At 34.9% G+C, this 25859-nt stretch carries 23 protein-coding genes; 11 read left to right on the top strand and 12 right to left on the bottom strand.

Annotated elements, in window-relative coordinates:
- Positions 1-146: 146 nt before the first annotated feature.
- From Q0954_RS07810 to fabD, 5 genes are all read left to right on the top strand, one after another.
- The gene (locus Q0954_RS07810) at positions 147-599 is read left to right on the top strand and encodes a cytochrome c (protein ID WP_299455663.1); all 453 of its coding nucleotides are present in this window, start codon (positions 147-149) and stop codon (positions 597-599) included.
- A 234-nt stretch (positions 600-833) separates the two neighbouring features.
- Complete coding sequence (locus tag Q0954_RS07805; RefSeq protein WP_299455662.1) at positions 834-1292, top strand: hypothetical protein; 459 nt, start codon at positions 834-836, stop codon at positions 1290-1292.
- Between the two features lie 87 nt (positions 1293-1379).
- Entirely contained in the window at positions 1380-1907 is a 528-nt protein-coding gene (locus Q0954_RS07800) for a cytochrome c (protein ID WP_299455661.1), read from the top strand.
- A gap of 11 nt (positions 1908-1918) precedes the next feature.
- Positions 1919-2386 carry a cytochrome c gene (locus Q0954_RS07795; RefSeq protein WP_299455659.1) on the top strand — a complete coding sequence of 156 codons (468 nt, stop codon included), beginning with the start codon at positions 1919-1921 and terminating at the stop codon, positions 2384-2386.
- 432 nt (positions 2387-2818) lie between these two features.
- Positions 2819-3691, top strand: coding sequence for an ACP S-malonyltransferase (gene fabD, locus Q0954_RS07790; RefSeq protein ID WP_299455657.1), 873 nt, complete (start codon positions 2819-2821; stop codon positions 3689-3691).
- A gap of 91 nt (positions 3692-3782) precedes the next feature.
- Here the strand turns inward: fabD and Q0954_RS07785 are convergent, their stop codons facing one another.
- From Q0954_RS07785 to Q0954_RS07775, 3 genes are all read right to left on the bottom strand, one after another.
- On the bottom strand, positions 3783-4970 hold the full coding sequence (locus Q0954_RS07785; protein ID WP_299455655.1) for a pseudouridine synthase: 1188 nt from the start codon (positions 4968-4970) through the stop codon (positions 3783-3785).
- Positions 4971-5106: 136 nt separating this feature from the next.
- Positions 5107-5688 (bottom strand): SMC-Scp complex subunit ScpB, encoded by a 582-nt coding sequence (gene scpB, locus Q0954_RS07780; RefSeq protein WP_299455653.1) that lies wholly within the window; start codon positions 5686-5688, stop codon positions 5107-5109.
- Positions 5689-6078, bottom strand: coding sequence for a TraR/DksA C4-type zinc finger protein (locus tag Q0954_RS07775; protein ID WP_004155477.1), 390 nt, complete (start codon positions 6076-6078; stop codon positions 5689-5691).
- A gap of 429 nt (positions 6079-6507) precedes the next feature.
- On the opposite strand from Q0954_RS07775, the gene Q0954_RS07770 reads away from it, so the two are divergent.
- The 6 genes from Q0954_RS07770 to Q0954_RS07745 all read left to right on the top strand — a co-directional run bounded on the left by Q0954_RS07770 (position 6508) and on the right by Q0954_RS07745 (position 13603).
- Positions 6508-6840 (top strand): STAS domain-containing protein, encoded by a 333-nt coding sequence (locus Q0954_RS07770; RefSeq protein ID WP_004155482.1) that lies wholly within the window; start codon positions 6508-6510, stop codon positions 6838-6840.
- Between the two features lie 258 nt (positions 6841-7098).
- On the top strand, positions 7099-7518 hold the full coding sequence (locus Q0954_RS07765; RefSeq protein WP_299455648.1) for an ATP-binding protein: 420 nt from the start codon (positions 7099-7101) through the stop codon (positions 7516-7518).
- Positions 7519-7715: 197 nt separating this feature from the next.
- Positions 7716-10049 carry a peptidylprolyl isomerase gene (locus Q0954_RS07760; protein ID WP_299455646.1) on the top strand — a complete coding sequence of 778 codons (2334 nt, stop codon included), beginning with the start codon at positions 7716-7718 and terminating at the stop codon, positions 10047-10049.
- 5 nt (positions 10050-10054) lie between these two features.
- On the top strand, positions 10055-10987 hold the full coding sequence (locus Q0954_RS07755) for a hypothetical protein (protein ID WP_299455645.1): 933 nt from the start codon (positions 10055-10057) through the stop codon (positions 10985-10987).
- A complete protein-coding gene (locus tag Q0954_RS07750) occupies positions 10988-12370 on the top strand; it encodes a peptidylprolyl isomerase (protein ID WP_299455643.1) in 1383 nt (460 codons plus the stop codon). It begins immediately after the preceding gene.
- Between the two features lie 267 nt (positions 12371-12637).
- Positions 12638-13603, top strand: coding sequence for a MoxR family ATPase (locus Q0954_RS07745; RefSeq protein ID WP_299455641.1), 966 nt, complete (start codon positions 12638-12640; stop codon positions 13601-13603).
- Positions 13604-13607: 4 nt separating this feature from the next.
- Here Q0954_RS07745 and Q0954_RS07740 read toward each other — a convergent pair whose 3' ends face one another.
- From Q0954_RS07740 to Q0954_RS07700, 9 genes are all read right to left on the bottom strand, one after another.
- Positions 13608-14669 carry an MraY family glycosyltransferase gene (locus tag Q0954_RS07740; protein WP_299455639.1) on the bottom strand — a complete coding sequence of 354 codons (1062 nt, stop codon included), beginning with the start codon at positions 14667-14669 and terminating at the stop codon, positions 13608-13610.
- Between the two features lie 218 nt (positions 14670-14887).
- Entirely contained in the window at positions 14888-16267 is a 1380-nt protein-coding gene (locus Q0954_RS07735; protein WP_299455637.1) for an undecaprenyl-phosphate glucose phosphotransferase, read from the bottom strand.
- 109 nt (positions 16268-16376) lie between these two features.
- Positions 16377-17330, bottom strand: a complete 954-nt coding sequence (locus Q0954_RS07730; protein WP_299455635.1) for an O-antigen ligase — start codon at positions 17328-17330, stop codon at positions 16377-16379.
- A 474-nt stretch (positions 17331-17804) separates the two neighbouring features.
- Entirely contained in the window at positions 17805-18572 is a 768-nt protein-coding gene (locus Q0954_RS07725; protein ID WP_299455633.1) for a WecB/TagA/CpsF family glycosyltransferase, read from the bottom strand.
- 37 nt (positions 18573-18609) lie between these two features.
- The gene (locus Q0954_RS07720) at positions 18610-19278 is read right to left on the bottom strand and encodes a class I SAM-dependent methyltransferase (protein WP_299455631.1); all 669 of its coding nucleotides are present in this window, start codon (positions 19276-19278) and stop codon (positions 18610-18612) included.
- Between the two features lie 77 nt (positions 19279-19355).
- A complete protein-coding gene (locus tag Q0954_RS07715) occupies positions 19356-20621 on the bottom strand; it encodes an O-antigen ligase (RefSeq protein ID WP_299455630.1) in 1266 nt (421 codons plus the stop codon).
- A 642-nt stretch (positions 20622-21263) separates the two neighbouring features.
- Positions 21264-22994: a carbamoyltransferase C-terminal domain-containing protein gene (locus Q0954_RS07710; protein WP_299455629.1), complete on the bottom strand. Its 1731-nt coding sequence runs from the start codon at positions 22992-22994 to the stop codon at positions 21264-21266.
- 43 nt (positions 22995-23037) lie between these two features.
- Positions 23038-24015: a glycosyltransferase family 4 protein gene (locus Q0954_RS07705; protein ID WP_299455627.1), complete on the bottom strand. Its 978-nt coding sequence runs from the start codon at positions 24013-24015 to the stop codon at positions 23038-23040.
- Between the two features lie 223 nt (positions 24016-24238).
- The gene (locus Q0954_RS07700) at positions 24239-25819 is read right to left on the bottom strand and encodes a hypothetical protein (RefSeq protein ID WP_299455626.1); all 1581 of its coding nucleotides are present in this window, start codon (positions 25817-25819) and stop codon (positions 24239-24241) included.
- Positions 25820-25859 lie beyond the last annotated feature (40 nt).

Genomic DNA, 25859 nt, shown 5'->3' with positions numbered 1-25859 from the left:
AGTTTTGTAGATAATGAGTACATATTTAGCCTCATAATGGTCATTTAAATTGTCATCACTAGATTTTATACAGAAGGAAAAATATTGAGCAAAAGATGTATATTGTTAGAGTAAACAATCTGCTGTTATTTAAACCCATAACCCTCATGAAGAAGATCAACTTATTACCAATTATGTTACTTTTTATGACTGCTTGCAACTCTGACTCATCGTCTGGTCAAGAAACTAAAGGCACCACCAACAATAGTCCCGGTGTATCTAAAGTACAAAAGCCAGATAGTTTGACTCAAGTATATAATCTTGGTAAAAAATTATATGATAACACTTGTTTGCAATGTCACCAAACAAGCGAGGAGCGTACAGTAGGCCCTGGCCTAAAAGGCATATTTGAAAGGCGTAGTGTAGATTGGGTGACACGTTGGACACGTAATTCACAAAAAGTAATCGCCAGTGGCGATCCTTATGCGGTAAAATTGTTCAATGAATATAACAAAACTGTCATGCAAAGCTTTAACTACGATAACAGTGATATGCAAGCCCTGCTATTTTATATAGCCAATGTAAATCGAGGTAACCAACCCTATCTTTCTTTAGATTAAATTGCCCAATGTAAAAGATTAAACCTACAACACCATTCGTACAAAAGGTCGCGTATTTATGTATGCAAAAATCGTTTATACAAAAACCTATAGCAGTCTAGGTTTTTTGAGGTACACAAGCGCATTGGGAAAAACGATTACCTTTTTGAAAGTTTTACCGATGTTTGTCATAGGGCAGCTATAGGTTTGCTTTTATATTGTGATGACTATTCGTGCAATTTTAAAATACCTTGTATGTGTAATTTAGATTCGAACATTGAAACCAATTTAAAAAAACTTCAGCAACAGTTAGCTGCCTTGATTCAGTTTTATAAGCAAGATTTAGATTACCAACAAATGGTGTATGAATTTTGGAATGCTAAAGATATTTTGGGGCACCTTACTTTCTGGCATGAAAGCTTTGCCCGAAATATTGCAGATTTGGGTGAGGGCAGGAAACCCAATCCCCTAAAAGGTAAGCTTTCAGAAGTAAACAAGCAAAGTGTCGAGACAATGGCTTCGAGCTCAATAGAAACTTTGATTGATAGACTCAAAAAAGCACAGACAATCATTGAACAATATATTTATAATACAGCGATTGGTATTATTCCTTACAAGAAAGGCTCAAGAGGATACTCAAGGCAAGAACATTTGGAAATTGTAGCGGCTCATATCAAAAGGCATTTAAAAGATCTGAATAAAAGGTATTCTTAACTTTTGGGTAAAAAAATAGGAAGAGCCAGGTTGTTAGTAAGCCTTATGTTTCTTTAGATAAATTACCCAACGTAAAAGATTAAACTTATGACACCATTCACTCAAAAAATTGTTCACGTGTTTAATCTTCTTACAATGATGATCTTGACTTTATTATGTGCGTTATTCATACTTGTATTTAAGATGCAAACCGAGCCTTTGCCAGGTTGTGCTACAAAAGACGAACCTATGCCTGCTCTCGGTTGTATGCCTACCCCCACTTTTACAAATGGAGAACAAGCATTGTATAATTATGGTAAGAGTTTATTCAATAATAACTGCCAACAGTGTCATAGCTCTGGAGCTGATGTAATAGTAGGCCCTGGCTTAAAAGGTGTGCTGAACAGACGCTCAATAGACTGGCTCATCACTTGGGTACAAAACTCGCAAAAAGTAATTGCCAGTGGCGACCCTTATGCGGTAAAGTTGTATAACAAATATAACAAAACTATGATGCAGAGTTTTACGCTTACTACAAGTGAAGTAAAAGCAATTCTGTTTTATGTGACTAACTATGGAAGCTCAAAAGTGGTATACATAGATTCATTACATACACCGGAAAATAAGAAAGATTAAAACTAAAGATTGTGATTCCATTTATCGAAAAATTCTCTCAAATATTTGCTCTAATTGCACTTTCAATTACAGGTTTAATAGTAGCTTTGGTGTTAATTCAAAGCAATGCAAAAATAGCAGAAACAACACCAAGTTTTGGTTGTGGAACAGTGTCAGAATATAGCTATCAAGATACTGTGAAAATATCAGGAGTAACTAGCGTAGGAAAAACTTTGTTTGACAATAACTGCCAACAATGTCACAGTCCTGGAGCTGATGTGGTAGTAGGGCCTGGGCTCAGAGGTATATTAGATCGTCGCTCTATAGAATGGCTCATCACTTGGGTACAAAACTCGCAAAAAGTAATTGCCAGTGGCGACCCTTATGCGGTAAAGTTGTATAACAAATATAACAAAACTATGATGCAAAGCTTTGACCTTACGGCTGATGACATCAAAGCCATTTTTGAATTTGTGCAAAGCTACAGACCTGTCACTTAGGCTGTTAAGAATCTGGTAATTTCTTCCCCACGTTTTTGGTTTAGAAATACCATGAGATTATCACAACTTTCAAGGAATTGTTTGCCTACCTTGATTGGATAAACCAAAACTGATTTTTCTTTAAAATATACCCTGTAACGTAGTAATGGCTATTTTTGCAGGAAAAGAAAAATTTGGGTATCTTGTATTAGACAAAGAATGTTTACCTTATTTTTAAAATCATAAAAGTTTCCTCAAAAACGTGGGGCACTTTTTTAAAATTCTTAACAGCCTACCTGTCACTTATCCATTAAAGTAAGGCAGTGACCTGCCCATAGTTTTTGATAAATCATTTGTCTCTTTTTAAATAAAAATCTTTAAAAATACCCAAAATAAAACGCTGACATATAACTTTGTGCTGTTAAAATGATCACTTACCAAAAAACGAAAAAAATGAAAGCATACGTTTTTCCGGGACAAGGTGCCCAATTTGTAGGAATGGGAAAAGACCTGTACGAAGGATCAGAAAAAGGGAAAGAATTATTTGAGAAAGCCAACGAAATATTAGGTTTCCGCATTACTGATATTATGTTTGAAGGAACTGAGGAGGAACTTAAACAAACCAAAGTTACCCAACCCGCCATCTTTTTACATTCAGTAATTTTGGCGCTTACCTCAGATGATTTTGCTCCCGATATGGTGGCTGGTCACTCTTTGGGAGAGTTTTCGGCTTTGGTAGCCAATAAGACATTAGCTTTCGAGGATGCGCTTAAGTTGGTATCGCAACGTGCTTTGGCTATGCAAAAAGCTTGTGAGGCAAACCCATCTACAATGGCAGCAGTGCTGGGGTTAGAGGATGAGGTGGTAGAAAAAGTGTGTGAAGCCATCGATGAGGTAGTAGTAGCAGCTAATTATAACTGCCCAGGGCAACTGGTGATTTCGGGGAGCAATGCGGGGGTAGAACAAGCCATGGAAAAACTGAAAGAAGCAGGAGCCAAGCGTGTATTGCCTTTGGCGGTAGGAGGAGCGTTCCATTCTCCTTTGATGGAGCCTGCTCGTGAAGAATTGGCCAAAGCTATAGAAGAAACCAACTTTAGCGAGCCTATATGCCCTGTATATCAAAATGTAAATGCTGCCCCAGCAAACGATGTGGCAACCATTAAAGCTAATTTGATTGCTCAACTAACGTCGCCAGTTCGTTGGACTCAAACCGTGAAAAATATGATTATCGATGGTGCTACTTCTTTCACCGAAGTAGGCCCAGGCAAAGTACTGCAAGGTTTGGTAAAAAAGGTAGAGCGTAAAATGGAAGTGGCACAACTATAATTTATTATAAAAAACACAAAAAATGGGCAGTCGATAAGTATCAACTGCCCATTTTTTATTGTCTTTTGGTTGCCCAATAATGGGCAAGTAGTTAAGCAAAATACTTCAAGCGAATTACTTCTTTTTCGCTCAGGTATCTCCAATCACCACGGTCAATATTTTTCTTGTTCAAACCTGCATACATAGTACGATCAAGTTTAACTACTTCATAGCCCAAGTGGTTAAAAATACGGCGTACAATGCGATTTCGTCCAATGTGAATTTCTACACCAACCAATGTTTTTTCAGGGTTGAGTATCGCTATTTCATCTACAGCAGCATAGCCATCTTCTAAAATAACCCCTTCGGCAATTGAGTCCAAGTCTTCATCTTTCAATGGTTTATCCAGCTCTACCTGATATACCTTCTTAACATCGTGTGAAGGGTGTGATAACTTTTTAGCTACTTCACCATCATTGGTAAACAGTAATAAACCCGTTGTATTACGGTCAAGACGCCCTACAGGATAGATTCGCTCATCACAAGAGTTTTTAATCAAATCCATCACGGTTTTTCTATCTTGAGGGTCATTGGTGGTGGTAATAAAGTCTTTAGGTTTATTGAGCAATACATACACAAACTTTTCACGCTTCAACAACCTCTTTCCATATTTTACAGTGTCAGTAGGGCTTACCTGAAATCCCATTTCGGTAATTACCTTGCCGTTTACACTGATCATTCCCATCTCTATGAGTTTATCTGCCTCACGGCGAGAACAAACCCCTGAATTAGAAATAAATCGGTTGAGGCGCATTTTTTCTGGTTCATTATGCCTTTGAGTACGTCCTTTACCACGGTTACCTTCACGGTCTTGGTGTTTATTCACCTTACTTCCGGGTTTTTGCAGGTCATAGTTAGGAGGGCCAGACTGTTTTCTGTCTGAATTGCGTTTTTGGAAAGGCTGTTTAAACTTGTTGGGTCTTCGGTGGTCTTTAGGACCATTTTTTCTGTCAGAACCCTGCTCTCTTTTATTCTCTCTATCTCTGTCTCGGCTTCTGCTATCTTTATTATTAAACTTAGCGTCTTTATTGAATTTAGGCTTTCGGGAAGTATTGTTTGATTTGAATTTAGGATTGGGGTTATCTTCTTGGTTTCTGTTTCTTCGGTTATCTGGTTTTCTGTCTCTTTTATCTTTTTTGCTAAAAAAACCCTTCTTTTTATCTATATTTTTGTGTTTAGACTGACCATTGCTGTTTTTTCCTGAGGTATTTCTTACCTCATCGTTTCTTTTCTTATTCATTGTTTATGCAATCTATGTATATGTTAAAATTATATATTGAAAATGTTGAAAGCCCTTGCTGAAATCCTGATTTATGTGTGTTTTTTGAATCAACCTTTAATCAAAAAACACGGGCTACTCAACGGGCAGCTTTGGCTTAAGAGCCTTCTGCCGGAATATTCTCATTGGCTTGTGGAACTTTACTTTCATCCACCTTCAAATCTTTGGGTAATGGTAAATCACTCAGACTATTGATGCCAAAATATTCCATAAACTTTTTGCTTGTTCCATAAAGAATGGGGCGACCTGCGGTCTCTGCTTTTCCTTTGATTGCGACCAGTTCTTTTTCTAAAAGTTTCTGAATGGTATAGTCGCAACTCACTCCTCTTATTTGTTCTAACTGCCCCTTGGTAATAGGTTGTTTGTATGCAATGATTGCCAGTGTTTCTAATGCTGCTTTTGATAATCTTTTTTTTGAGTTTTGTTTTAATAAAACAGCAATACTTGGTTGAAACTCAGGTTTAGTTAAAAATTGGTAACCCTCTGACATTTGACAAATTTGAAAAGCAAAGTTACCATTTTCATATTTTTCAGTAAGTACTTCAATCGTCTGCAACACCTCCTCTTCGGGTATTACAGTATCAAACAGTTCTGAAAGGCAACTTTGCAATTCATCTATACTAATAGGTTCAGAAGCACAAAAAATAAGTGCCTCTACGTGATTTTGTAAAAGTCTCAATTATTTTTGTCTTGATAATTTAGCCTCAATAGAGTGCTGAGTATGAGGTACTGCTCTCAACCTTGCTTTTTGAATAAGTTTCCCTGTATCTATACATACGCCATAAGTGCCATTTTTAATTCTAATGGCAGCACGTTCGAGCTGTTGAATAAACTTCTGTAAGCGGGCAGCCATCTGATTGAGGTTTTCCCGCTCAGCGGTTCCAGCGCCATCTTCCAATAGTTTTGAGTTGCCAATAGTGTTATCTATTCCTTCATCATTTCTTTTGCTCAAAGATTCTTTGATATAATCAAGTTCTTTTCTTGCCTCAGTTAGTTTTTTCTGGATTAATTCATCAAATTCACGTAGTTCCTCCTCAGAGTATCTCGTCTTTTCCTCCTTGTTTTCCATATATTTTAGGTTTATGTATATATTGATATATTGGTATAAAATTTAACGTTAAAAGGTTTCGTAAGTTATAATTTATGTTGGGTAAACAGTAGAAACAAACCAGATAAATATTCAAAAAAGGTGTTGTAAATGCTTAAAAGCACATTGTTTCCTACGTAACTATTATAAGTTTTGCAAAAGTACGCAGAAACCAAATAAAAGAAAAAATATTTTTTATCCACAAAGTACTACTTAACAATTATTTAGTATTAAGTACGGGGTAGGTGGTTGGGTGTTTTTGCCATTCAGCCGCTTTAGGTTTGAATACTCTTGAAGGGTTCTTATGGGCTTTGAAGCGCATTATTTTGGGAAACAAATATAGATTCTATAAATTTGTTCAGCATATGATTACATATATAAACTAACTTCTTTTACACACGTACACCTAAGATGCAAATAAAAACAATAAACGAAGAGCAATTTCATATCATTGAAATTTATGGCGATGTAGATGCATCATCTTCCATTACCTTAGACAAATCTATAGAAGAAGCAATAACTAATGGCAAAAAGAATATTTTGGTAGATTGCGCCAACCTCAATTATATATCATCTGCCGGTTTGGGAGTGTTTATGTCTCACATAGAAGAGTTCAAAGAAAAAGAAATATTCTTTACGCTTTTTGGGCTCAGTTCAAAAGTTAAAAATGTATTTGAGATATTAGGTTTAGATCAATTATTGCAAATAGTTGACTCTAAACAAGAGGCTAAAGATATAAAGTAGACTATATGTTAAAACCGCTGTTGTTGTTCTTTAAGTAATCCTACAAAAATAATCTATTTCTGGTGCATAACTTCTGATTGGGGGACTTTTTCAAAAAACCGAGGCTACAGCTATGCTGTGCGAAGCTAAAGGTTATGCAAATATTTTGCGTTGTTCACTCACGAGGTGTTTTGTTCTCCTGAGGCATTTTATTTTTACAGATTCTTAAGCAAACACTCTGGTGTTGTTAATTGTTGCATTTTCATAACCCTTGGTAAAATGGTTCATTACTATAAAGTAAATTGTGTAAGAGATAATTTACGGCTTATAAGAGAGTTTGTCACAGTAGTACTGCGCAATTTATCTTTGTCAGAAATAGAGGTGAATCAATTAGTATTGGCTGTTGATGAAATTTGTTCCAACCTTATTATTTACTCACACAATTGTAACCCTGATTATTTTTTAGAGATTAATATAGAAGATCAAGCAGATAAAATCTTGTTTGAGATTATAGATCAGGATGCTAATTTTTTTGATATTTCAGAATACCAAGAACCCAAAATTTCAAATATTATCAAAGAAAGGCGTAAAGGTGGGGTAGGGCTTATGTTAGTAAACCGAATTATGGATACAGTAGAAGTGTCTGTAGAAGACCACCAAAATATATGGCGAATGACCAAAAAAATAGCCAAAAAATAACTTAATTACTCCACCAAAACATTCTTTTCGTTTTTATTTCCACCAAACTTTGCCCTTCATTTTGTTTCAAAACTTAACTTTAACACCCTATTCAATTGTTAAACTATTTATTACCTGTTGGTTTCGAGTCTTTTTTCGCAAAAAATCCGTAAAATTGTGATGATTTTTGCCAACATACCAAAAGCTAATATTTCATTATGTTTAAAAATAGTGTTTGTACCAAAGCAGGATTGTATGTTTTAGGTTTGTGTGTAGCTTTGGTGAGCTGTACAACTACAAAGAAAACAACAAGTAGTAAGTCGAAAGTAATTGCCACCCTGGGAGCTAATCCCATTTATCTATCCGATTTTAAATATACCTACGAGAAAAGCCTCAAAAACAAGGACAGTGCTTATACGCGCAGTAGTGTCTCTAGTTATCTTGACTTATATATTAAGTTTAAACTTAAAATTTTGGCAGCTCAAAAAAAAGGGATAGATACTACTGATGCTTTTAACAATGAACTGAATACTTATAAAGAGCAACTTGCCAAGCCTTACCTTACTGATAAAGCCAAAGTAGAGGAGTTGGTAAGAGAAGCCTACGATCGTTTGAAAGAAGAGGTAAGAGTGTCTCATATTTTGGTAAAAGTAGATAAAGAAGCTGAGCCACAAGATACTGTCGTTGCTTACAACAAAATTTTGGAGTTGCGTAAAAGCGTGCTCAATGGCAAAAGCTTTGAACAAGTAGCAAGTACCCACTCACAGAGCCCTTCTGCCAAACAAGGTGGTAATATAGGTTACTTTACCGCCTTACAGATGGTATACCCCTTTGAGAATGCTTCTTATCAAACACAGGTGGGGTCTATTTCAGATTTGTTACGTACCAAATTTGGTTACCACTTTCTAAAAGTAACTGACAGGCGCAAAGCCAGCGGCAAGATCCAAACTGCCCATATTATGATTATGCAACCTGCCAAAGCCAATGCTAAAGACTCGCTTGAGGCCAAACGTAAAATTGATAAAATTTATGAAAGACTCAAAGCTGGAGAAGATTGGGACAAATTATGCCGTCAGTTTTCTGAAGATCAACCTTCTAAGAACAAAGGAGGTGTACTGCCAGAGTTTGGGGTGGGTGAGGCAATTCCTGAGTTTGAGCAAGCTTCTTTTCAATTAAAGGAAGTAGGCGATTTTTCAAAGCCTGTGTATACTCCATATAGTGGTTGGCATATCATCAAATTGATGAAAAAGCGAACCTTGGATTCATTTACCGAAGTGGAGCCATTTATCAGGCAAAAAGTTGCCAAAGACTCTCGTCTTAAGGTAACTCATCAGTCATTTATCGCCAAACTAAAAAAAATCAACAACTTTAAGTTGAACTCTAAAGTAGCTAATAAGGCTATAGCCAAGGCTGATGCTACATTACTCAAGGGTGTTTGGAAGTACAGCCCTACCCAAAGTGGTTTGAAAGAAGGACTTATATCGTTTGAAGACAAAGTATTGAAAATGAAGAAAACCTATACTGTCAAAGATTTTTTTGACTATGTAGTGTTAAAGCAGGTTCCTAAAAGTAATATTGCTACCCCTACACATTATATGCGTTTGTTACTGGACAATTATATAGATTATAGTGCATTGGATTTTGAGCGTAATAACCTGGATGCAAAATACAAGGATTACCGAATGTTAGTAAAAGAGTATAAAGAGGGAATGATGTTGTTTCAGATGATGAATGATAAAGTGTGGAACAAGGCTATTATGGATACTGCCGGGGCAAGAAAGTTCTTTGAAGCAAATCGTGAAAAATATCGTTGGGGTAAACGAGCTAAAGCTACTATATACAGCGTAGCCAATGCTCAGGTAATGGCTCAATTAAAAACGCGTTTGGCTCAACCCAGTTACCTTGTGAGTAAAGTGAAAGTAAATAATGTATATTTTGACAAAGAGCAAAAAGTATTAGATCAAAATGCTCAGCGTACTTTGTTGTCAGTGGCAAATCTCATGAAGAAAAACCGTCATTATAAGCTGGAACTTTCGGGGCATATTGACCCTGCGGAACCTGTTGGTTTATCATCTCAACGTTTGCAAAATACTTTGGACTTTTTACTGAGACAGCGAATCGGTGTTGACCGTATTACTACCAAGGATTATAAAAACTCGAAGCCGGTGTCTATCAAAGACCGACGACGAAACCGAAGAATTGAATTCGCTTTTTATTCATCTCAAAAGAAAGATCTAGTCAATGAATTGAATCTTACCAACCCGTTAAATGTAAAAGTTAGCCAAGGGGTATACGAAAAAGGCGACAACGATTTTGTAGATAAAGTTGTCTGGGAGAAAGGGAAAACAGAGCTACAAGATAAAGATCGCTTGGTATTGGTAGTTATTGAGGATGTGTTACAACCTCGCTTGAAAACTTATAAAGAAACTCGCGGAAAGGTTATTGCTAATTATCAAACTTACCTTGAAAAAGAATGGCTGGAGAGTCTCAAGAAAGAATACCCAGTACAGGTAAATCAAGAAGTGATAGATCAATTGGTAAGTAAAAAATGAGAGGAATGAAAACAATATTTCTGGACTTAGTTTGTAGTGTCAATAGTAGGAGCGTATTCATTTTCTTGTTGACCTCGGTTTGCTTATCTGCCTGTAGCCTTTGGCAAGGTGATAGTGGTGTTGGAAGTGGGAAAACGGGGAAGTCAAAAAAAATTGCTCAAGTGGGAGCCTCCATACTATATGCTGACGATCTTCAGGGGGTAATACACCCTGGAATGCTCGCTAAGGATAGTGCCAGACTAGTGAGAGACTATATTGATGCTTGGGTTAAACGTGAAGTGGTGTTAGAGGAAGCCCGTAATCAGAAAAAAATAGACAAAGACGAAGTAAAACAAAAGGTAAAAAAATTTAAAGATAACTTGTTGAGGTATGTGCTTGAAGAGCGGCATGTAAATAATAACCTTGATACTTTAGTGAAAGATAGTGAGGTGAAGACGCACTACGAAGCCAATAAAGGGAATTTTGTACTCAAACAGCATATTATCAAAGGTATATTAATTAAAATTCCTTTGGCGAGCACTGGCAGAGATTCTTCGGCAAGTTTAAAAGTAGGTAAACTACTAATGAGTACAAATGCCAATCGAAAAAAAACTCTTAGAGATTTTTGTGTAAAATCAGCCGAGTTTTATCATATAGAAGATAGTACTTGGGTAGGGGTTGATGACCTTATCAATAACACACCATTTAATGGAGTAAATGATAAAGCCGCCTTATTAAAGCAAAGTAAGTTTCAGTATTCACGCAAACAAGATAAAAAGTATGTGTATTATCTTAAAGTGCGTGATTTTAAATTAGTCAATCAAGAGACTCCTTATGAGTTTGCAAAACCACACATTGTTGAATTAATTTTGCAGAAAAGAAAGGTTGAGTTGATTCAAAAAATGGAAGAAGACATTCTTAAAAAGGCACAAAAGTCTAAAAAAATTAAAATTTATTAAATGCAGCAAAATATCATGCAAAAGTTGATTTTTAAATCGTACATAAAAGTCTTATTACTATGCCTTGCCATAGGTTTCTCTTCTATGAGCATGGCACAGGGTGGTGGACAGCTTGTCGATAAAATTATAGCGAAAGTAAATAATAACATTATACTAGAGTCAGATTTACAGCAAAGGTACCTTGAGATCATTTCTCAAAGTCAGACAACAGCCCCTGAAAAAGATTTGAAGTGTAAAATTTTGGAAGAAATGATTATCCAAAAGCTTCTGGTAGCCAAGGCTGAGATTGATTCAGTCATTGTAAGTGATGTAGAGGTAAACTTGCAGCTTGATAGAAGAATTGATTATATGCTGAAGAGTGTAGGGGGAGAAAAGCAACAGTTGGAAAAACTCTATGGTAAAACAATGGATCAAATTAAAGAAGATATCCGCGATATTTTGAAAGAACAAATGACGGTATCAAAGATGAATGGAGAGATTACCTCTACCGTGAAAATTACCCCAAAGGAGGTAAGGCAATATTTTGATTCAATTCCTAAAGATAGCCTACCTTACTTTTCGGACGAAGTAGAGGTAGGGCATATTGTGAAAATACCAGAGCCCACCAAAGAGCAAAAGCAGAAAATCAGACAAAAACTCGAAAAAATAAGAGACCGTTTAATGAAAGGCGAAGATTTTGCTCAACTAGCGCAAGAATTTTCGCAAGACTATGTAAGTGCCAAGCAAGGGGGGAACCTAGGATGGCAAACCAGAGGGGTTTTTGTTCCAAAATTTGAGGCCGCAGTATTTCGTTTGAAAAAGAATGAAATTTCAAAGGTGATAGAAACTCAATTAGGTTTTCATGTGATACAACTGCTAGAGCGTCGAGGAAATGAGTTCAATACTCGTCATATTTTCTTAAAACCAGACTACTCGTTGGTAGATGTAGGAGAAGCCAGTCATTTTTTAGATAGTATTCGTACCCGTATTGTAAAAGATAGTTTGAAGTTTGAAGTAGCAGCTAAAAATTTTTCAGATGATAAAATAACCGCTGGGAACGGAGGCATGTTGACTAGTCAGGCTACCGGAGCTAGTATGATTGCTACCAATGATTTGGATTCGTACTTGTTTTTGACCTTAGATACAATGAAGGTAGGTACGATTACTCCTCCTCAGTCTTATCGTACTGATGATGGAAAAACGGCTGTCAGAATAATTTATTTCAAGAAAAAAATATCTGGGCATATGGCAGCCCTTTCTAAAGATTACCAAAAAATTTATAATGCTGCGCTTAATGATAAAAAAGCACGGGCAATTAATAAATGGTTTAATAAAGTAAAAGGTGAAATGTTTATCAAAATTGATAAAGCCTATAAAGACTGTAAAGTACTGAGTAGTAATTGACCTTGCCTTATAGAAACCTTGTTTAGCACAATGCCTATAGTCAGAGTTGTTTCTGATTGTAGGCATTGTCTGTTTTTATAAAACAGTGCGTTGGTAAGCACACAAAATAGTTGTTTGTATGGGTGTTAAATAATTGATAAACTTTAAAATAAAGCTGAAAATAATTAGCATTTATTAAGATTCTATGATTATTTTTAGAGTTAGTACATATAAACTATTGTTAAACCAACTTTGTCCAAAAGGGACAAGACATGAACCTAAAACTACATGGAAAAATTCGCATCTGAGGTAGATGCTGCCAAAGCATTACACACTGCTTACCAAGATATTCGTAAAGAAATCTCAAAAGTAATCGTAGGGCAAGAAGAGGTAGTACACCTGTTATTAACTGCTATTTTTTGTCAGGGGCACTGTTTGTTGGTAGGAGTACCAGGCTTAGCAAAGACACTATTGATTCAAACAATTGCATCGAGTCTTGAGCTTAACTTCAATCGTATTCAGTTTACGCCCGATTTAATGCCTTCAGATATTTTAGGTTCAGAAACCCTTGATCAACAGCGTAATTTTCAGTTTGTACAAGGACCAATATTTTCAAATATTATTTTGGCCGATGAGATCAACCGTACCCCTCCCAAAACTCAGGCTGCTTTGCTAGAGTCTATGCAAGAGTATTCGGTAACCATTGCAGGTAAACGCTATCAACTTGATCGCCCGTTTTTTGTGTTGGCTACCCAAAACCCTATTGAACAAGAAGGGACTTACCCATTGCCAGAAGCGCAGCTAGACCGTTTTATGTTCAATGTATTTCTTGATTACCCTGATTATCAGGCAGAAGTAGACATTGTAAAACGAACCACAGTAAAAGAAAAACCAGTCGTAAATAAAGTTTTATCGGGTGAAGAAATTGTGGCCTTTCAAGAGTTAGTAAGAAAAGTGCCTGTACCTGATAATGTAGTAGAGTATGCTGTAGGTTTGGTACATAAGACTCGCCCAGGAACAGAAAGGGCAGCTAAAGAAGCCAACGAATACCTTGAGTGGGGAGCTGGACCTCGTGCTTCGCAAAACCTGATCTTAGGGGCTAAATGTAACGCCTTACTATCAGGCAAGTATTCTCCAGATATAGAAGACATCAAGGCAGTAGCCTACCCCATTTTGCGTCATAGAATTGTGCGTAACTTTAAAGCTGAAGCTGAGGGAGTAACCATAGATAACATTATTGAAAATATGCTATAGCAAACTATTGCTTAATGGCTTGTGGTTTATTTATACTGGATTTAGGCTTATGAAAATATACCAATAAAAAGCTTGAAACCGTACATAATGCCAATACACCAAAGAGTAAGAACAAAGCACTGATATGTTTGAGAGAGTATGCCAATAGAATAATACTGAGGTTGGCAAGGTACATAATAAAGGAGGCTTGCCAGTGGGCGAGTCCTCCATCTACCAATATATGATGCAAGTGTTTTCTGTCTCCCTGAAAAGGTGATTTCTTATTAAATATTCTGATGGTAAAAACCCTGAGAGTATCAAATAAAGGGATAATAAGGATGCAAAAAGCAAAAACAGGGGTAAAAGAGTTAGAATACTTTTTTTGTACCTCAGGGTGTTCTATGAAACTTATACATAGCACTACTGATATACAACCTACCAATAGTGAACCTGTATCACCCATAAAAATCTTATTGGCAAAATTAAACTTTAAAAATGCCATTAAACTACCGCACAATGCCAATATAAAAATGACCCAGCCTATTTCCTGTATTTGATAAAAAAAGAAAGCGAATGTAAGGCTCACAATAATACCTACCCCACCTGTAAGCCCATTAATTCCATCAATTAGATTAAAAGCATTAATAATTACAATAATCGTAAATAATGAAATGCCAATACTTATCCAATAAGGCAAGGCTTGTATACCAAACAATCCATATAAACTTGTAAGTCGTATGTTAGCCTTAAATACAATTATGCTTGCCGAAATCACTTGAGCGATGAACTTTTTGCTGGGGGTTAAAGGAATGACATCGTCTTTGACACCTGTAAAAAACAGTAAAGTCATAGCGCATAATATATAATTGAATCGGGGGATGGTGTCAAACTCTATAAAGAAGGTGCTGGTAATGAGGGTTCCACCAAAAATAGCAATGCCACCTAATGTTGGAATACCTGTACTGTGTGAAGTTTTTATTTCGTTTGGAAGGTCATAAAGGTGCTTTTCATCTGCCACTTTTATGATAGATGGTATGCTTAGGTAAGTAATAATTAGAGAGGTAACAAACGTTAAAAAAAGAGTCATTAATAAAGTGAAAATTTATAAATGAATGAAACCAATTACTTGAAGGTAAGGCATTTATATCGGATTGTGAAGTAATATACTTTATATATAATTAAATTTGTAATGGCAGTATAAAAAAAAATCGCATCATTATAGGATGGTTACCATTGTAATGATACGATATTATATGATGATTGGCTAAAAGTAATCAATACTTTTAACGAGCTTTTTTCAATCGCTTAGTAAGCATTCTTTTCTCCACGAATCATGTTAAATACAGTCATAAATATGATTTTAATATCTAAAAATAATGACCAGTTTTCAACATAAAAAACATCCATTCTTACTCGGTTTTTCATTGCAGAGACTTCTTTGGTTTCTCCCCTGAAACCTTTGGTTTGTGCTAAGCCTGTAATGCCTGGTTTTACAAGGTGACGAACCATAAACTTGTCCACTTCCTGAGAATAATACTCTGTGTGTTTGAGCATATGAGGCCTGGGACCAACTACAGACATATCCCCAAGAAAAGTGTTGATAAATTGAGGTAATTCATCTATACTCGATTTACGAAGGAATGCCCCTAGAGGTGTAATTCTATGATCGTTTTTGGTGGCTTGTTTAGAATCTGAGTCGTTATTCACCTTCATTGTACGAAACTTCAAACACCAGAATTCTTTGCCATCACGCCCTGTTCTTTTTTGCTTAAAAAACACAGGGCCTTTTGAATCCATTTTTATTAATATGGCTATAATAGGCACTAGCCAAGAGTGTATACAAATCATTACAAGCGATGAAAACACAATATCAAAAATTCGTTTTGAGACTTTACTAAAGGAGTCATTTAAAGGTTCATTTCTAAATGAGAATACGTTTAAATTGCCATATTGTACCGCAAATAGTTTTTGAGCAGTTGTGCTGTCTTGTGATGACGACAATAGTTTTACTCTGACCATATTTTGATCGCCAAATTTTACCAAATCTTTGACATAGCTTTTATCTATATCTGATACAGAGCAGTAAACTTCATCTATATTATTTTCTTTGACATAGTTTTGAATATCACAGATTTTACCTAAAACTTTATCTCCTGTTACTTTATTGTCAAAATAACCCATAAAACGATAACCAAATTCTGGATGTTTGTTATATAGCTGAAGCAGTGATTGCCCCGAAGAACTCATACCTGCAATAACATAAGATCTAAAGTTGTACCCTTTAGTACGATAACTTCGCAGAAAGTAGATAAAAGATATTCTCCAAGCAATGATTAGTGCGCCAAACAGGGCATAGGTACATACAAGGTGTAAACGAGAAAAGTACACAGCCTTAAGAAATAGTAAAATAGTGGCTATGGTAGCTATATGTAACCCCAACCCTTTAGCTATTTTTTTGACAATAGCAGTATCAGTAGCCATGCGGTTTTTTTCATGGTTGTCTAATAATACTGATACAAAAATCCAGATGATGTTGAAGAATATCATCAGGAAAAAGTAAGGTGTTTGAGTTAGTTTTAGGCTTGCAAATTGATATGCAAAAGCCCCTATAAAAGATAAATTTAATAAGAGTAAGTCTCCAATTAGATACAATGGATGGAGAAACTTAGAGTATTGGTGTGTCATGGTTTTCACTCATTTTTATTCTGTATACGCAAATTTAGAACTAAAGGGCTCAATAATCCTAAATTTCCTGAGGTTGCATTTTTCTAAGAGAATGTTGAGGCGTGAAATATTATTTTGTCTTATGCTTATTGACAAAATGAAAAAATAACAAAGAATTAAAAAAAGCATAAAATACAGTCCCTTTTTGAGTGCTAAGCGTAGATTCTGTAAAACTCCAAATAATAAAAATTAGTAGAAATAAGAAGTACAAATAGCTACGTCTTTCGTAGATACTGAGGTAAAAAGGAATGAGTAATGCTGATAAGAAGACAAAAAGACCTATCAGCCCATGTCGCAAAGCTTCTTCTATATATTCATTGTGAGCATTAAAAGAGTCTTTTAAGCTGCCATAATTTTGATTTACATAACAATCACCAATGTGTTTTTGAACATCGCCAGTGCCTACACCAAAAAATAAAGAGTGGTTGCTGTCCAAGAGTATTTTTGCGGCACATCCCCATTGCACCATTCTAAGGTCAAGCGTGTTGTACTCAGGTTTTGCGTCAAATACAGAGGTAACTTTATTATTGATATCATTTTTGTAGGCAAAGTACCCAGTAATGGTTAATGATACGATGGCGAGTAGAATAGTGCTAAGATGATAGTTTTGGCGTGTATAGAAGTTATAGGCGAGGTATATTACAACAAATAAAAACGAGATATACAATGCTGTACGAGCTCCAATCAGAATGACAAAAGCATAAAGCACCAGTATCCCTACTATAGAGAACACTTTGAGAAAAATGGGAGTGGGCTTCCAGTCCTTGAGTAGAATGTATAAGATAGAAAATATGGCAAATATGTTATACATACCTACATACACGGTACCTATAGGAGAAATATTTTTTAAGAAAACTGCTGATTCTGGAAAAGAGGGGGCTTGACCCAGCCAAAAAGCCTGGGTAGTAATAATAAAATAGTAGAAAGTGGTAAGAAGGCAAGATAAGGCAAAACTGGCGACAATAATATGGATTTGTTTATTATTGAGCTTGGGTAAAACTCCTAATGCAATAGGGAGAATCAAAAGAGATAACTTGGTTTCTAATTTATATAAGGCATCGTGAAAGTTGGTTGTATATATTAAGCCAATTAGTTGAATGAGGTAGAGACTAATGAATAAATAGAAAAATTGATTGTCTAACAGATTAGCAAACCTTTTCTTGAGTTTTTTTTGAAAAAAGAGGCTTAGACAAAAACTGATAATTAAAATGCTATTGAGCTGTGTATGTAAAGGGAGGGTAAAAGCAATGCACACTAAAAGGAAGTATGATATATGGTATTGCAAGCTGTTTTTGAAAAAAAGCGATGATTTAATGTTTATGAATGTATTTGAAGTGATTTTTATATTCATTTTGGTATGTGACACTACTTACATTTTTAATAAAATGCTGTATTAGAATAAATTGATAGGTTGAATACAAAATGATTACAAAGTTTGTGTTTTTTCGTGGGTAAATCTAAGTTATCTGTGATTACTTTGTACTACCTTAAGCATTGATTATTTTTTTCTTGAAAATTTTTCTGCAAGTACAAGTTTGATGAATTTATAGTTACCAACAGCATATCTTTTCCATAAACGTTTGGGTTCTTGAATAAGTCTATAAAACCATTCTAAACCCGCCTTTTGCATCCACTTTGGCGCACGTTTAACTTTACCTGCTATTACATCAAAGCTACCACCTACACCCATTACAAAACTTACGTTAGAAAACGTTTTACGGTATTTATAAAGAAAGTTTTCTTTTTGAGGAGACCCCATACCTACAAATAATAGGTCAGCATTACTCTGGGCGATTTGTTGAGCAATACTTTCTTCTTCATCTTTTGAAAAATACCCGTTTCTAAATCCAGCTAAAATTCTTTCCCCGTATTTCTTGGTGTAAATCTGAACTACTTTACTTACAATTTCTTCTGTAGCACCAAAGAAGAACACAGAATAACTCTTTTTATTGGCTGTAACCATTAATTCCTCCATTAAATCAATTCCTGTGACACGTTCGGGTACTGGCTTTTTTAAAATTTTAGATGCCCAGACTACTGATTGACCATCAGCATTGATAATATCAGCATTTACAACACTATTATGCAACTCTTTATCTTCATGCATCATTACTATCTTACCAGCGTTTACATCTGTTCTATGTATTTGTTGGTGATTATCAATAGCATGTTCTATTTTATCTATTGTTTCCCTCAGGGTCAAACAGTCAACAGGAGTAGAAAGAAAATGAACCCTTTGGGTTTTATTAGTTGTACGAGCTTGCATTTTATCTATATTAATTTTGAGTAATCAAAGTGTATGTTTACCCTTTTTTTATAATGTTGTGAGCTGTGATTGATTTAGTCATCCCTAAAAATTTTTCTTTGTAGAATAAACTTTCAGGAAAAAGTCTTTTGTATTGTTTTTTTGATAAAAGTTGAATTTCATCAAGGTATGCATTAGCTGCTTCTTTGGTGTATTTTATGCCTCGACTAAGGCGAGTTTTAGTAAGAATAAATAATTGTAGGCTTCTTGGAAGAAATTGAAAGAAAGGCAATAAGTAATGTGGCTCGATAAAAAAGTAGTAATTAGGAGTTTGGATGTAGTGGTAATGCCCTACTCTCTGAACTTCTGCTGCCATTTTTTCCTGATTTTGGTATGTGAATAAATGTTCTATCACAGAGTTCGAAAACACTAAGTCAAAGTGATTATCCTCGTAGTCTGATAGGTTGGTAGCATCACCTACAATGCTTTGTATGTTGGAGTAGTCACTAGGTTCTTTATGAAGATTCAGTAGAGTAATATGATAATTTGGGTTATTGTGAAATCCTCTATTTACCCAGAAGAGTTGTGTCCCACCTACGTCAAGAATTTTCATAGGTTTTGGTAGATTTTTGATTTTACTTTTAAAGAAGTTAAATCGTTTTTCCCTAAACTTATTGCCTAGCGATTTAGGGTTTGCATAATTTGCTAATTTATCTATTTTTTGCATTTATAGTCTTATGTTGATTTTAAGCGTGCTTTTTACAAAGACAAACCTTAATACGATTTTTGTTTGTGATTGAAAAACTAGGTAGATGAACTTTGAATATCTGATTTGAAAGCAAATATACAACTAAAAAAAGCAAAAAAGATAATTCCTTTGTTAGCATTTATTAATGACTCAGTGGTACCACAAAGCATAAAGAGTGTTATAAATGCAAGATATAGTCCTTTTTTGTGTTTAACAGCTTTTATAATAGGGAGTATAAAACTAAGCATTAATAGAGTGAATCCAATCAAGCCAAGGCGAAGCCAATCTTGGAGGTAAATGTTGTGGGAATTAAAACGATAACCTGCTAATCTTCCCCAAAATTTTTTTTGATCATAACAAATCACAAGTTGGTCTTCTGCATCACCGGTACCAACACCAAACAAAAAATTTTCATAAATAATCTCAACGCTACAACGCCATTTTACAAGCCTCATAGAGAAAGCATTTTGATGGTCGTTGTGGTATTGGTAGTCTTTAGAGAAAATTTGTGAAATATTGGTTTCATAGATAATTTTAAAACGATGTTGCAAAACATCGAATTTCATAATAACAATAATAACAACTCCAATGAATAAACTGATTAAAGCAGCGTTGGTAGTTAACGTTTGCTTTTTATAACCAGTGATAAATTGTATTATAATAATTAAAACTGTACTGATGATGGGCATGCGTGCACCTGTGAGAAATATGAACCCTAAAGTATAAATAAATAAAATTATGCTACCAATTTTAGTGAGAATAGAGATAGATTTCCAAAAACTTTGTAAAAAATAAAGAATAATAAATAAACAGAAACCCATGTACATGGCAATATAGATAGGGTGCATTTTTATAATAGATGACATAGATAGAAGATCATAAAATAGCACCTTTATATCTTGGTTTTGCTCAGTAACGCGGTATACAGCATGTAACAGCATTGTGGCGGATGCTAAAGTACAACTGAACACAAATGTTTTTAAAATGAAATGGAATTGGGATTTTGTAAACTGTTTTGTAGTAGAGCCCAATACCAAGGGAAATATAAGTAAACTTAGCCTTTTCTCGAGTTCAATGAACCCTTCTGATTTGTTATTGGTATATAACATGCCAATCAGGTGTAGCACATAAAAGCTGAGGAAAATTAAAGAAATTTTATTGTATTGTAGGTTTTGAATTTTTGTTCGCCATTTGCCTTCGCTTATCCAAACAAGCAACATTAATACAATACTAATGTTATTAGCAAGCATAGAAATAGGTAAAGTGATGGTTACTAGTAAGGTAGTTATAAATAAAAGGTTATCTTGTTTTAGTATGCCCATTTTGTCAAATAGCTTTTAGGTGGTTTTTAGCTTATATTTTGGTGCCACAACGTTTCTTTTCTTGTTTAATGCAACATAAAAAACCAGTGCTTTGGGAACTAAGTACATTGTAAACTCAATTTCTTACGTTTTTTTCAGCTTTTTCGAATCAAGTTCGGCTTAGAGCTCCGAGCTCGCATTCGAAGAGTAAGCGTACTTGTTCTCGGAGGGCTGGGTCTGACTTCTTATCAAAAATATCGCGTAGCTACGGTTCCAATATGCATCGGAATTTGAAAAAGCGAACTATGCTAGTTTCCTGCAGGATAAATTTTGACCATCGTCAGGAACCAAGCGAACCTCGAACTAAACAATAACTTAATTAACAATGTACTAAGCTTGACTTTAGCCATTTTAAAGGAACTTATTCTGAAATTGAATTTTAGTAAACAGTTCATTTTCAGTAATATAATAGCTAAAAATTTGGTTAGCACTTAAGATGTTTTTTACAAAAACCTTTGTGTTAAATCTAATTTTGTACGGTCGTTTAAAAAAGGCGACAGTGTAATAATGTTTATATGCTAAGGGCACATAAAGCAATTTAGCTAATGTTACTAAAGGCCAAAGTCGAGCTAAGTATTAACTGATATATTAAGCTTTATTGTATTATGCTTGTTTAGTGATTAAAAAATCTCCAATAGCCAAGTATTTTAAGCTAGAATTTTCCATTACATGAAATGCATCCTCGGGAGCATGAACCAACGGTAGGCCATGTAAATTAAGTGAGGTGTTGAGTACTCCCCCAATGTTAGTTATTTTTTTAAACTCATTGATGAGGTTCCAATAGTCTTGGTTATGTTCTTTGGTAACCATTTGAGGCCTTACTGTTTTATCATACGGGTGTATGCCTCCAGCCAGCTCTGTATGGGCAATAGGGTTGGTATCATAGGTCATGATCATGTAATAAGGGGCATTTTTATCTTTATCTTTTTTCCAAGAGAGGTATTTATCCATGTCATCGTCTATGATAGAACTAGCAAATGGCATCCAGAAGTCACGGTTCTTAATCATAGAATTAATTTCCTTGACAACATCTGGTACATTAGGATTTGCAATGATCGCTCGATTGCCAAGACTTCTGGCGCCAAACTCTTCACGTCCCTTAAACCTTGCTATCACAGATCCTTTTGCTAATATTTCTGCGGATTTTTTTTCTATATTTTCTTCTTTAGAAATACTGTACTGGTGCTTAAAGCTATAGGTGTCAAAAGCTTGCTGGATTTCGTCATTGCTAAAGGAAATACCAAAATAAATACTGTCAAATGGTTTAACTGCTTGAACACCTTGGTGTTTTGTTGAGAGATAATAACAAATACCAATAGGATTAGATTCATCGCCAGCAGATGGAGTAACGAATATTGTTTCTATTTCAGGTATTTCCATTAATAGCTTATTAGCTTTTACATTCATAAAAGTACCACCAGCTAAGGCAACTTTTTTAATACCAGTTTTTTTTATGCAAGCTGTTACCCACTTTACCAAAAACTCTTCAATAAAAAGTTGTAAGCCTCCCATAAGGTGATCAAACCTTTTTAGAAACATAAACTCGTGGAAAAAGTCTAATGACCCATACATTGAGTATCCTTTGGTAAATTCCCACTTTGTACCATCTTCTGATAGCTCAAACATGTCCCATAGTTGATCGGCTACCTTTCTTGTTCCTTTCTTATCAGCATAAGGGGCCATTCCCATAAGTTTATATTCATGCTCAAGTGGAACCATTCCAGTTAAAAAAGTGAAAATGGCATACATTAACCCAATAGAGTGGTTTTCGTGAACATCAGAAAGTTTCGTGATTTCTCCTTTTTCACCAATATTTACTGTGGCACATACTCTATCACCAGCTCCGTCATTGGTTAACACCAAAACTTTGTCGTCAAGGTTAGCATTACCAAAGTATGCACTTGCGGCATGAGTTAGGTGATGGTTTACAAATTCAATCTTGTCTTGGGAAAAGCCAAAATCTACAAGCTTTTTTATGCGCTGGCTTTTGTTAAGTTCTTCATAAGGAGCAGCAATTGCCTTGACAGATTTAAGTTTATTTTTGACTTTACTAATGCTAATACCTTTCCCTTTACCTATAAGGCTTTTATAGTAATCTAAAGTACCTTGGCGGTTGGTAGGTTTGGGCATATAATCGCCATTAAGTCCTACAATATCAATATCATTAGGGGTTAAGCCACTTTTTTCAAGTACTAACCTGAGGGAACTTTCAGGAAACCCTGCCATATTTTTTTCTCTCGCTATTCGTTCCTCTTGAATTAGATATTCAATTTTACCATCTATTGTTAAGCAAACAGACGCGTTGTGACCGTCATGTACTCCTAATATTTTCATATCTTTTATGACTATTTTTATTACTGTTGATTATTAGATTATTTTAAGGCAATAAGTTGTTATATATGTTGAAAAGCTTTTGGGCTGTTGAGTCCATGTCCAACTGTTGTTCAAATAAAACTTGCCTTAAAGCGAAATCATTTGCTGCTTGTTTTTGTAAACATTTATGTACCAAGTAGGCTAACTCATCAGGTGTAGAGTTATTTGAAATATAACAGTTAGATACGTTTTTTAGCATTGACGCCACGTTTCCAACATCTGTAGATACTATGGGTACATTACAACTAATACTTTCTTTTACAGAGTTAGGTGAACCTTCAAAGTCAGAGGTAAGAATGTGTACATTAGAAGCACCATAGTAATATGGTACCAATGACCTTGAAGAGTTAACAAGGTGTAATTCCTCAACATCTGCTAACTTGTATTTATTTTTTAATAAAATAAGTACTTGCTTATAAATATCGTATCTTTTTTCTGCACGATGTAAATTACCTGCACTGACAAATAAAATGTATGTTTTGTCTTTGTTTAAGTTAAGCTTCTCCTTAGCTATATTTTTATCGGTTGGGCTAAAAAAAACTGTGTTTACACCGTTGGGTAAATAATGAACATTTGGGTGATGTTGATACTGTGTAGGTATGTCACACTTAAAGATAATAGCATCAGATTTTGAGGTGATATATTTTGTTAAACGGACACTTATTTTTTTAGGTAAGTTGAGGGAGTCGGGAGTCCCATTACTCAAGAATGATACTACAACTTTTTGTTGAGGTTTGACCATAAGTGTAACAAAAGCTGCAAAGGCATGATGACAATGTAATATGTCATAATCTTTGACAAGTTTTCTTAACTTTAGAAAAGCCTTGAAGTATGCCATTTTGCCTTTATTTCTTGCATCAATTACAACTACATCATTCTTTGAAAGCTTCTTATCAAGCGAGTGTATTTGTTCTTTTATAAATATGCCAAACCCTGGATGATCATCTGTTGGGTAAGCATTGGTAATGTGCAAAACTTTCATTTTTAGAAACTTAGATGTGATTGGATCTTTATAATAAAAACATTTAAAATTTGCATAGTATGCATAATTTCTAGAAGTTGTATTTTATTGCTTTTAAAAATGTTGTTATTATACTTTATGCCTGATCGGATGTTAATAAAAGAAGGAGGGACATGATTTGAGTTTAATATCATTTCTTTACTTTTTCGGGTATCATATACTTTTTTATAGTTTTATAAATAAACTACTTTGGTTGAGCTGACATATTTGTCTTTAGAATAATGGTAGTTAATAGTAACATTGGTAACATGATTTGTGGCTTTTCTTGGATATTATCTATCAACATTTGAAGCGGCAAAGATAGCCAAAATATACTGATAATAATTGTCCAATTTTGGATTATTGGCGTATTGGAGGCATCTAGTTTCTTTTTGAGAAAGTAGATGCATGAAAAAATAAATAAGTGAAATAACACCAAGCCTACCAATCCTGTTTCAGCTTTGATGGCAATTAACCCAGCAAAAGGAAAAGATAAGTTAGCAGATCTCCACCGAGCAGCTTCAGATATTTCCTTAGTCCATACATCATTCATGTATTTTTTTACCCAATAAGATGAATAGGGTGGGATGACAGAAGGTAGACGGAATTGATTTTCATCTTTGTATAGAATGTCATAAGCCAAAATATTAGATGTACGACTATCAAATCTTCCAGGACCAGCACCAAAAAACCAAGTGAATGGATTGTCACGAGCCCATTGACTATATGTTCGGTGGTATAATACTGCTTTTGTATTTGTGCCAGCTAATACTTTTTTACTTGCTTCTTTCAGGGTTGATCCTGTATATGTAGACGTAATTTCAAAAATATTATTTATTTGCCCTGCTGATATGCGGTTGAGGTATAGGTTAAGTATTGATAAAACAAAAAACGAGGACATAAATATTAACAAGGTAGTTAGGGTAGTTTTGTTAGTAGAAGTTTGAGTGTGTCTATTAAATAATTGGCTAAACACTGTTAAAATAACATATAATACACTAGATACAATTGTAATTGCACTCAAAATTTTAGCATCACACAGTAGTACAGCTAAGGCCATAGCAAGCACTACTACGCCCTTACGGGATTTGAGCTTGAGCAGTGATTGGTTTTTTAATAAAAAAGGAGGAATAATATAATAGATTAGTAATAGTAATAGGAAAAAGCCTGCTTTATCAGCGTCATGAAAGCTACCCGACCATAAATCTCCTGGATAAAACGAGCGGTGTATTACTAATTGGGCAGCTAAAAAAATTACTTGGAGTAAAATCAGCTTTTTAAAAAATGACAGAATCTCAATCAAATCTTGAGAATCATATTGGTAGCGGTAATAATGAAGAAACAAAATCAATTGTCCACCTGTAATTAAATACCAGAGGATGGGTGTGAAAAAAGAAAAATCAATAATTGTATAAAAAAGCATTAAAACCAAGCAATATGTAAGGTAAAGTAAAAGAATAAGATGAGGAATCTGAAAACTCAGCTTCTTTGTAGACCTCATCATTTGTGGTAAAATAATTAGCGGTAAAATAAATAGAGTTTGTTCTATGCCTAGAAAACAAAAACCAATGATTACTTTTAGTTGATATATAGGTGGTTTGTGGGAGTATAAAGACCAAGTTAATATTGTAACACTACATAGCAAAAAAAGAGGTTTAAATATATTTGGAAAACCAACTACATCAACTAAAGTCGCATTGATGCTGTAGCAAAATAACATAAGAAATATTAAGCTATCAAAATTGCGAGGAATTGATAAAGGTTTAAATGATGAATGTGGTGCCATAAGTTTGCGGTTTGATGAGATATCACTTAGTTGATAAAGT

The organism is uncultured Microscilla sp. (genome assembly GCF_947493425.1).
Lineage (GTDB): Bacteria > Bacteroidota > Bacteroidia > Cytophagales > Microscillaceae > Microscilla.
Note: the sequence above shows the minus strand (reverse complement) of the source record. Positions and strands in the feature narration are given on the sequence as shown.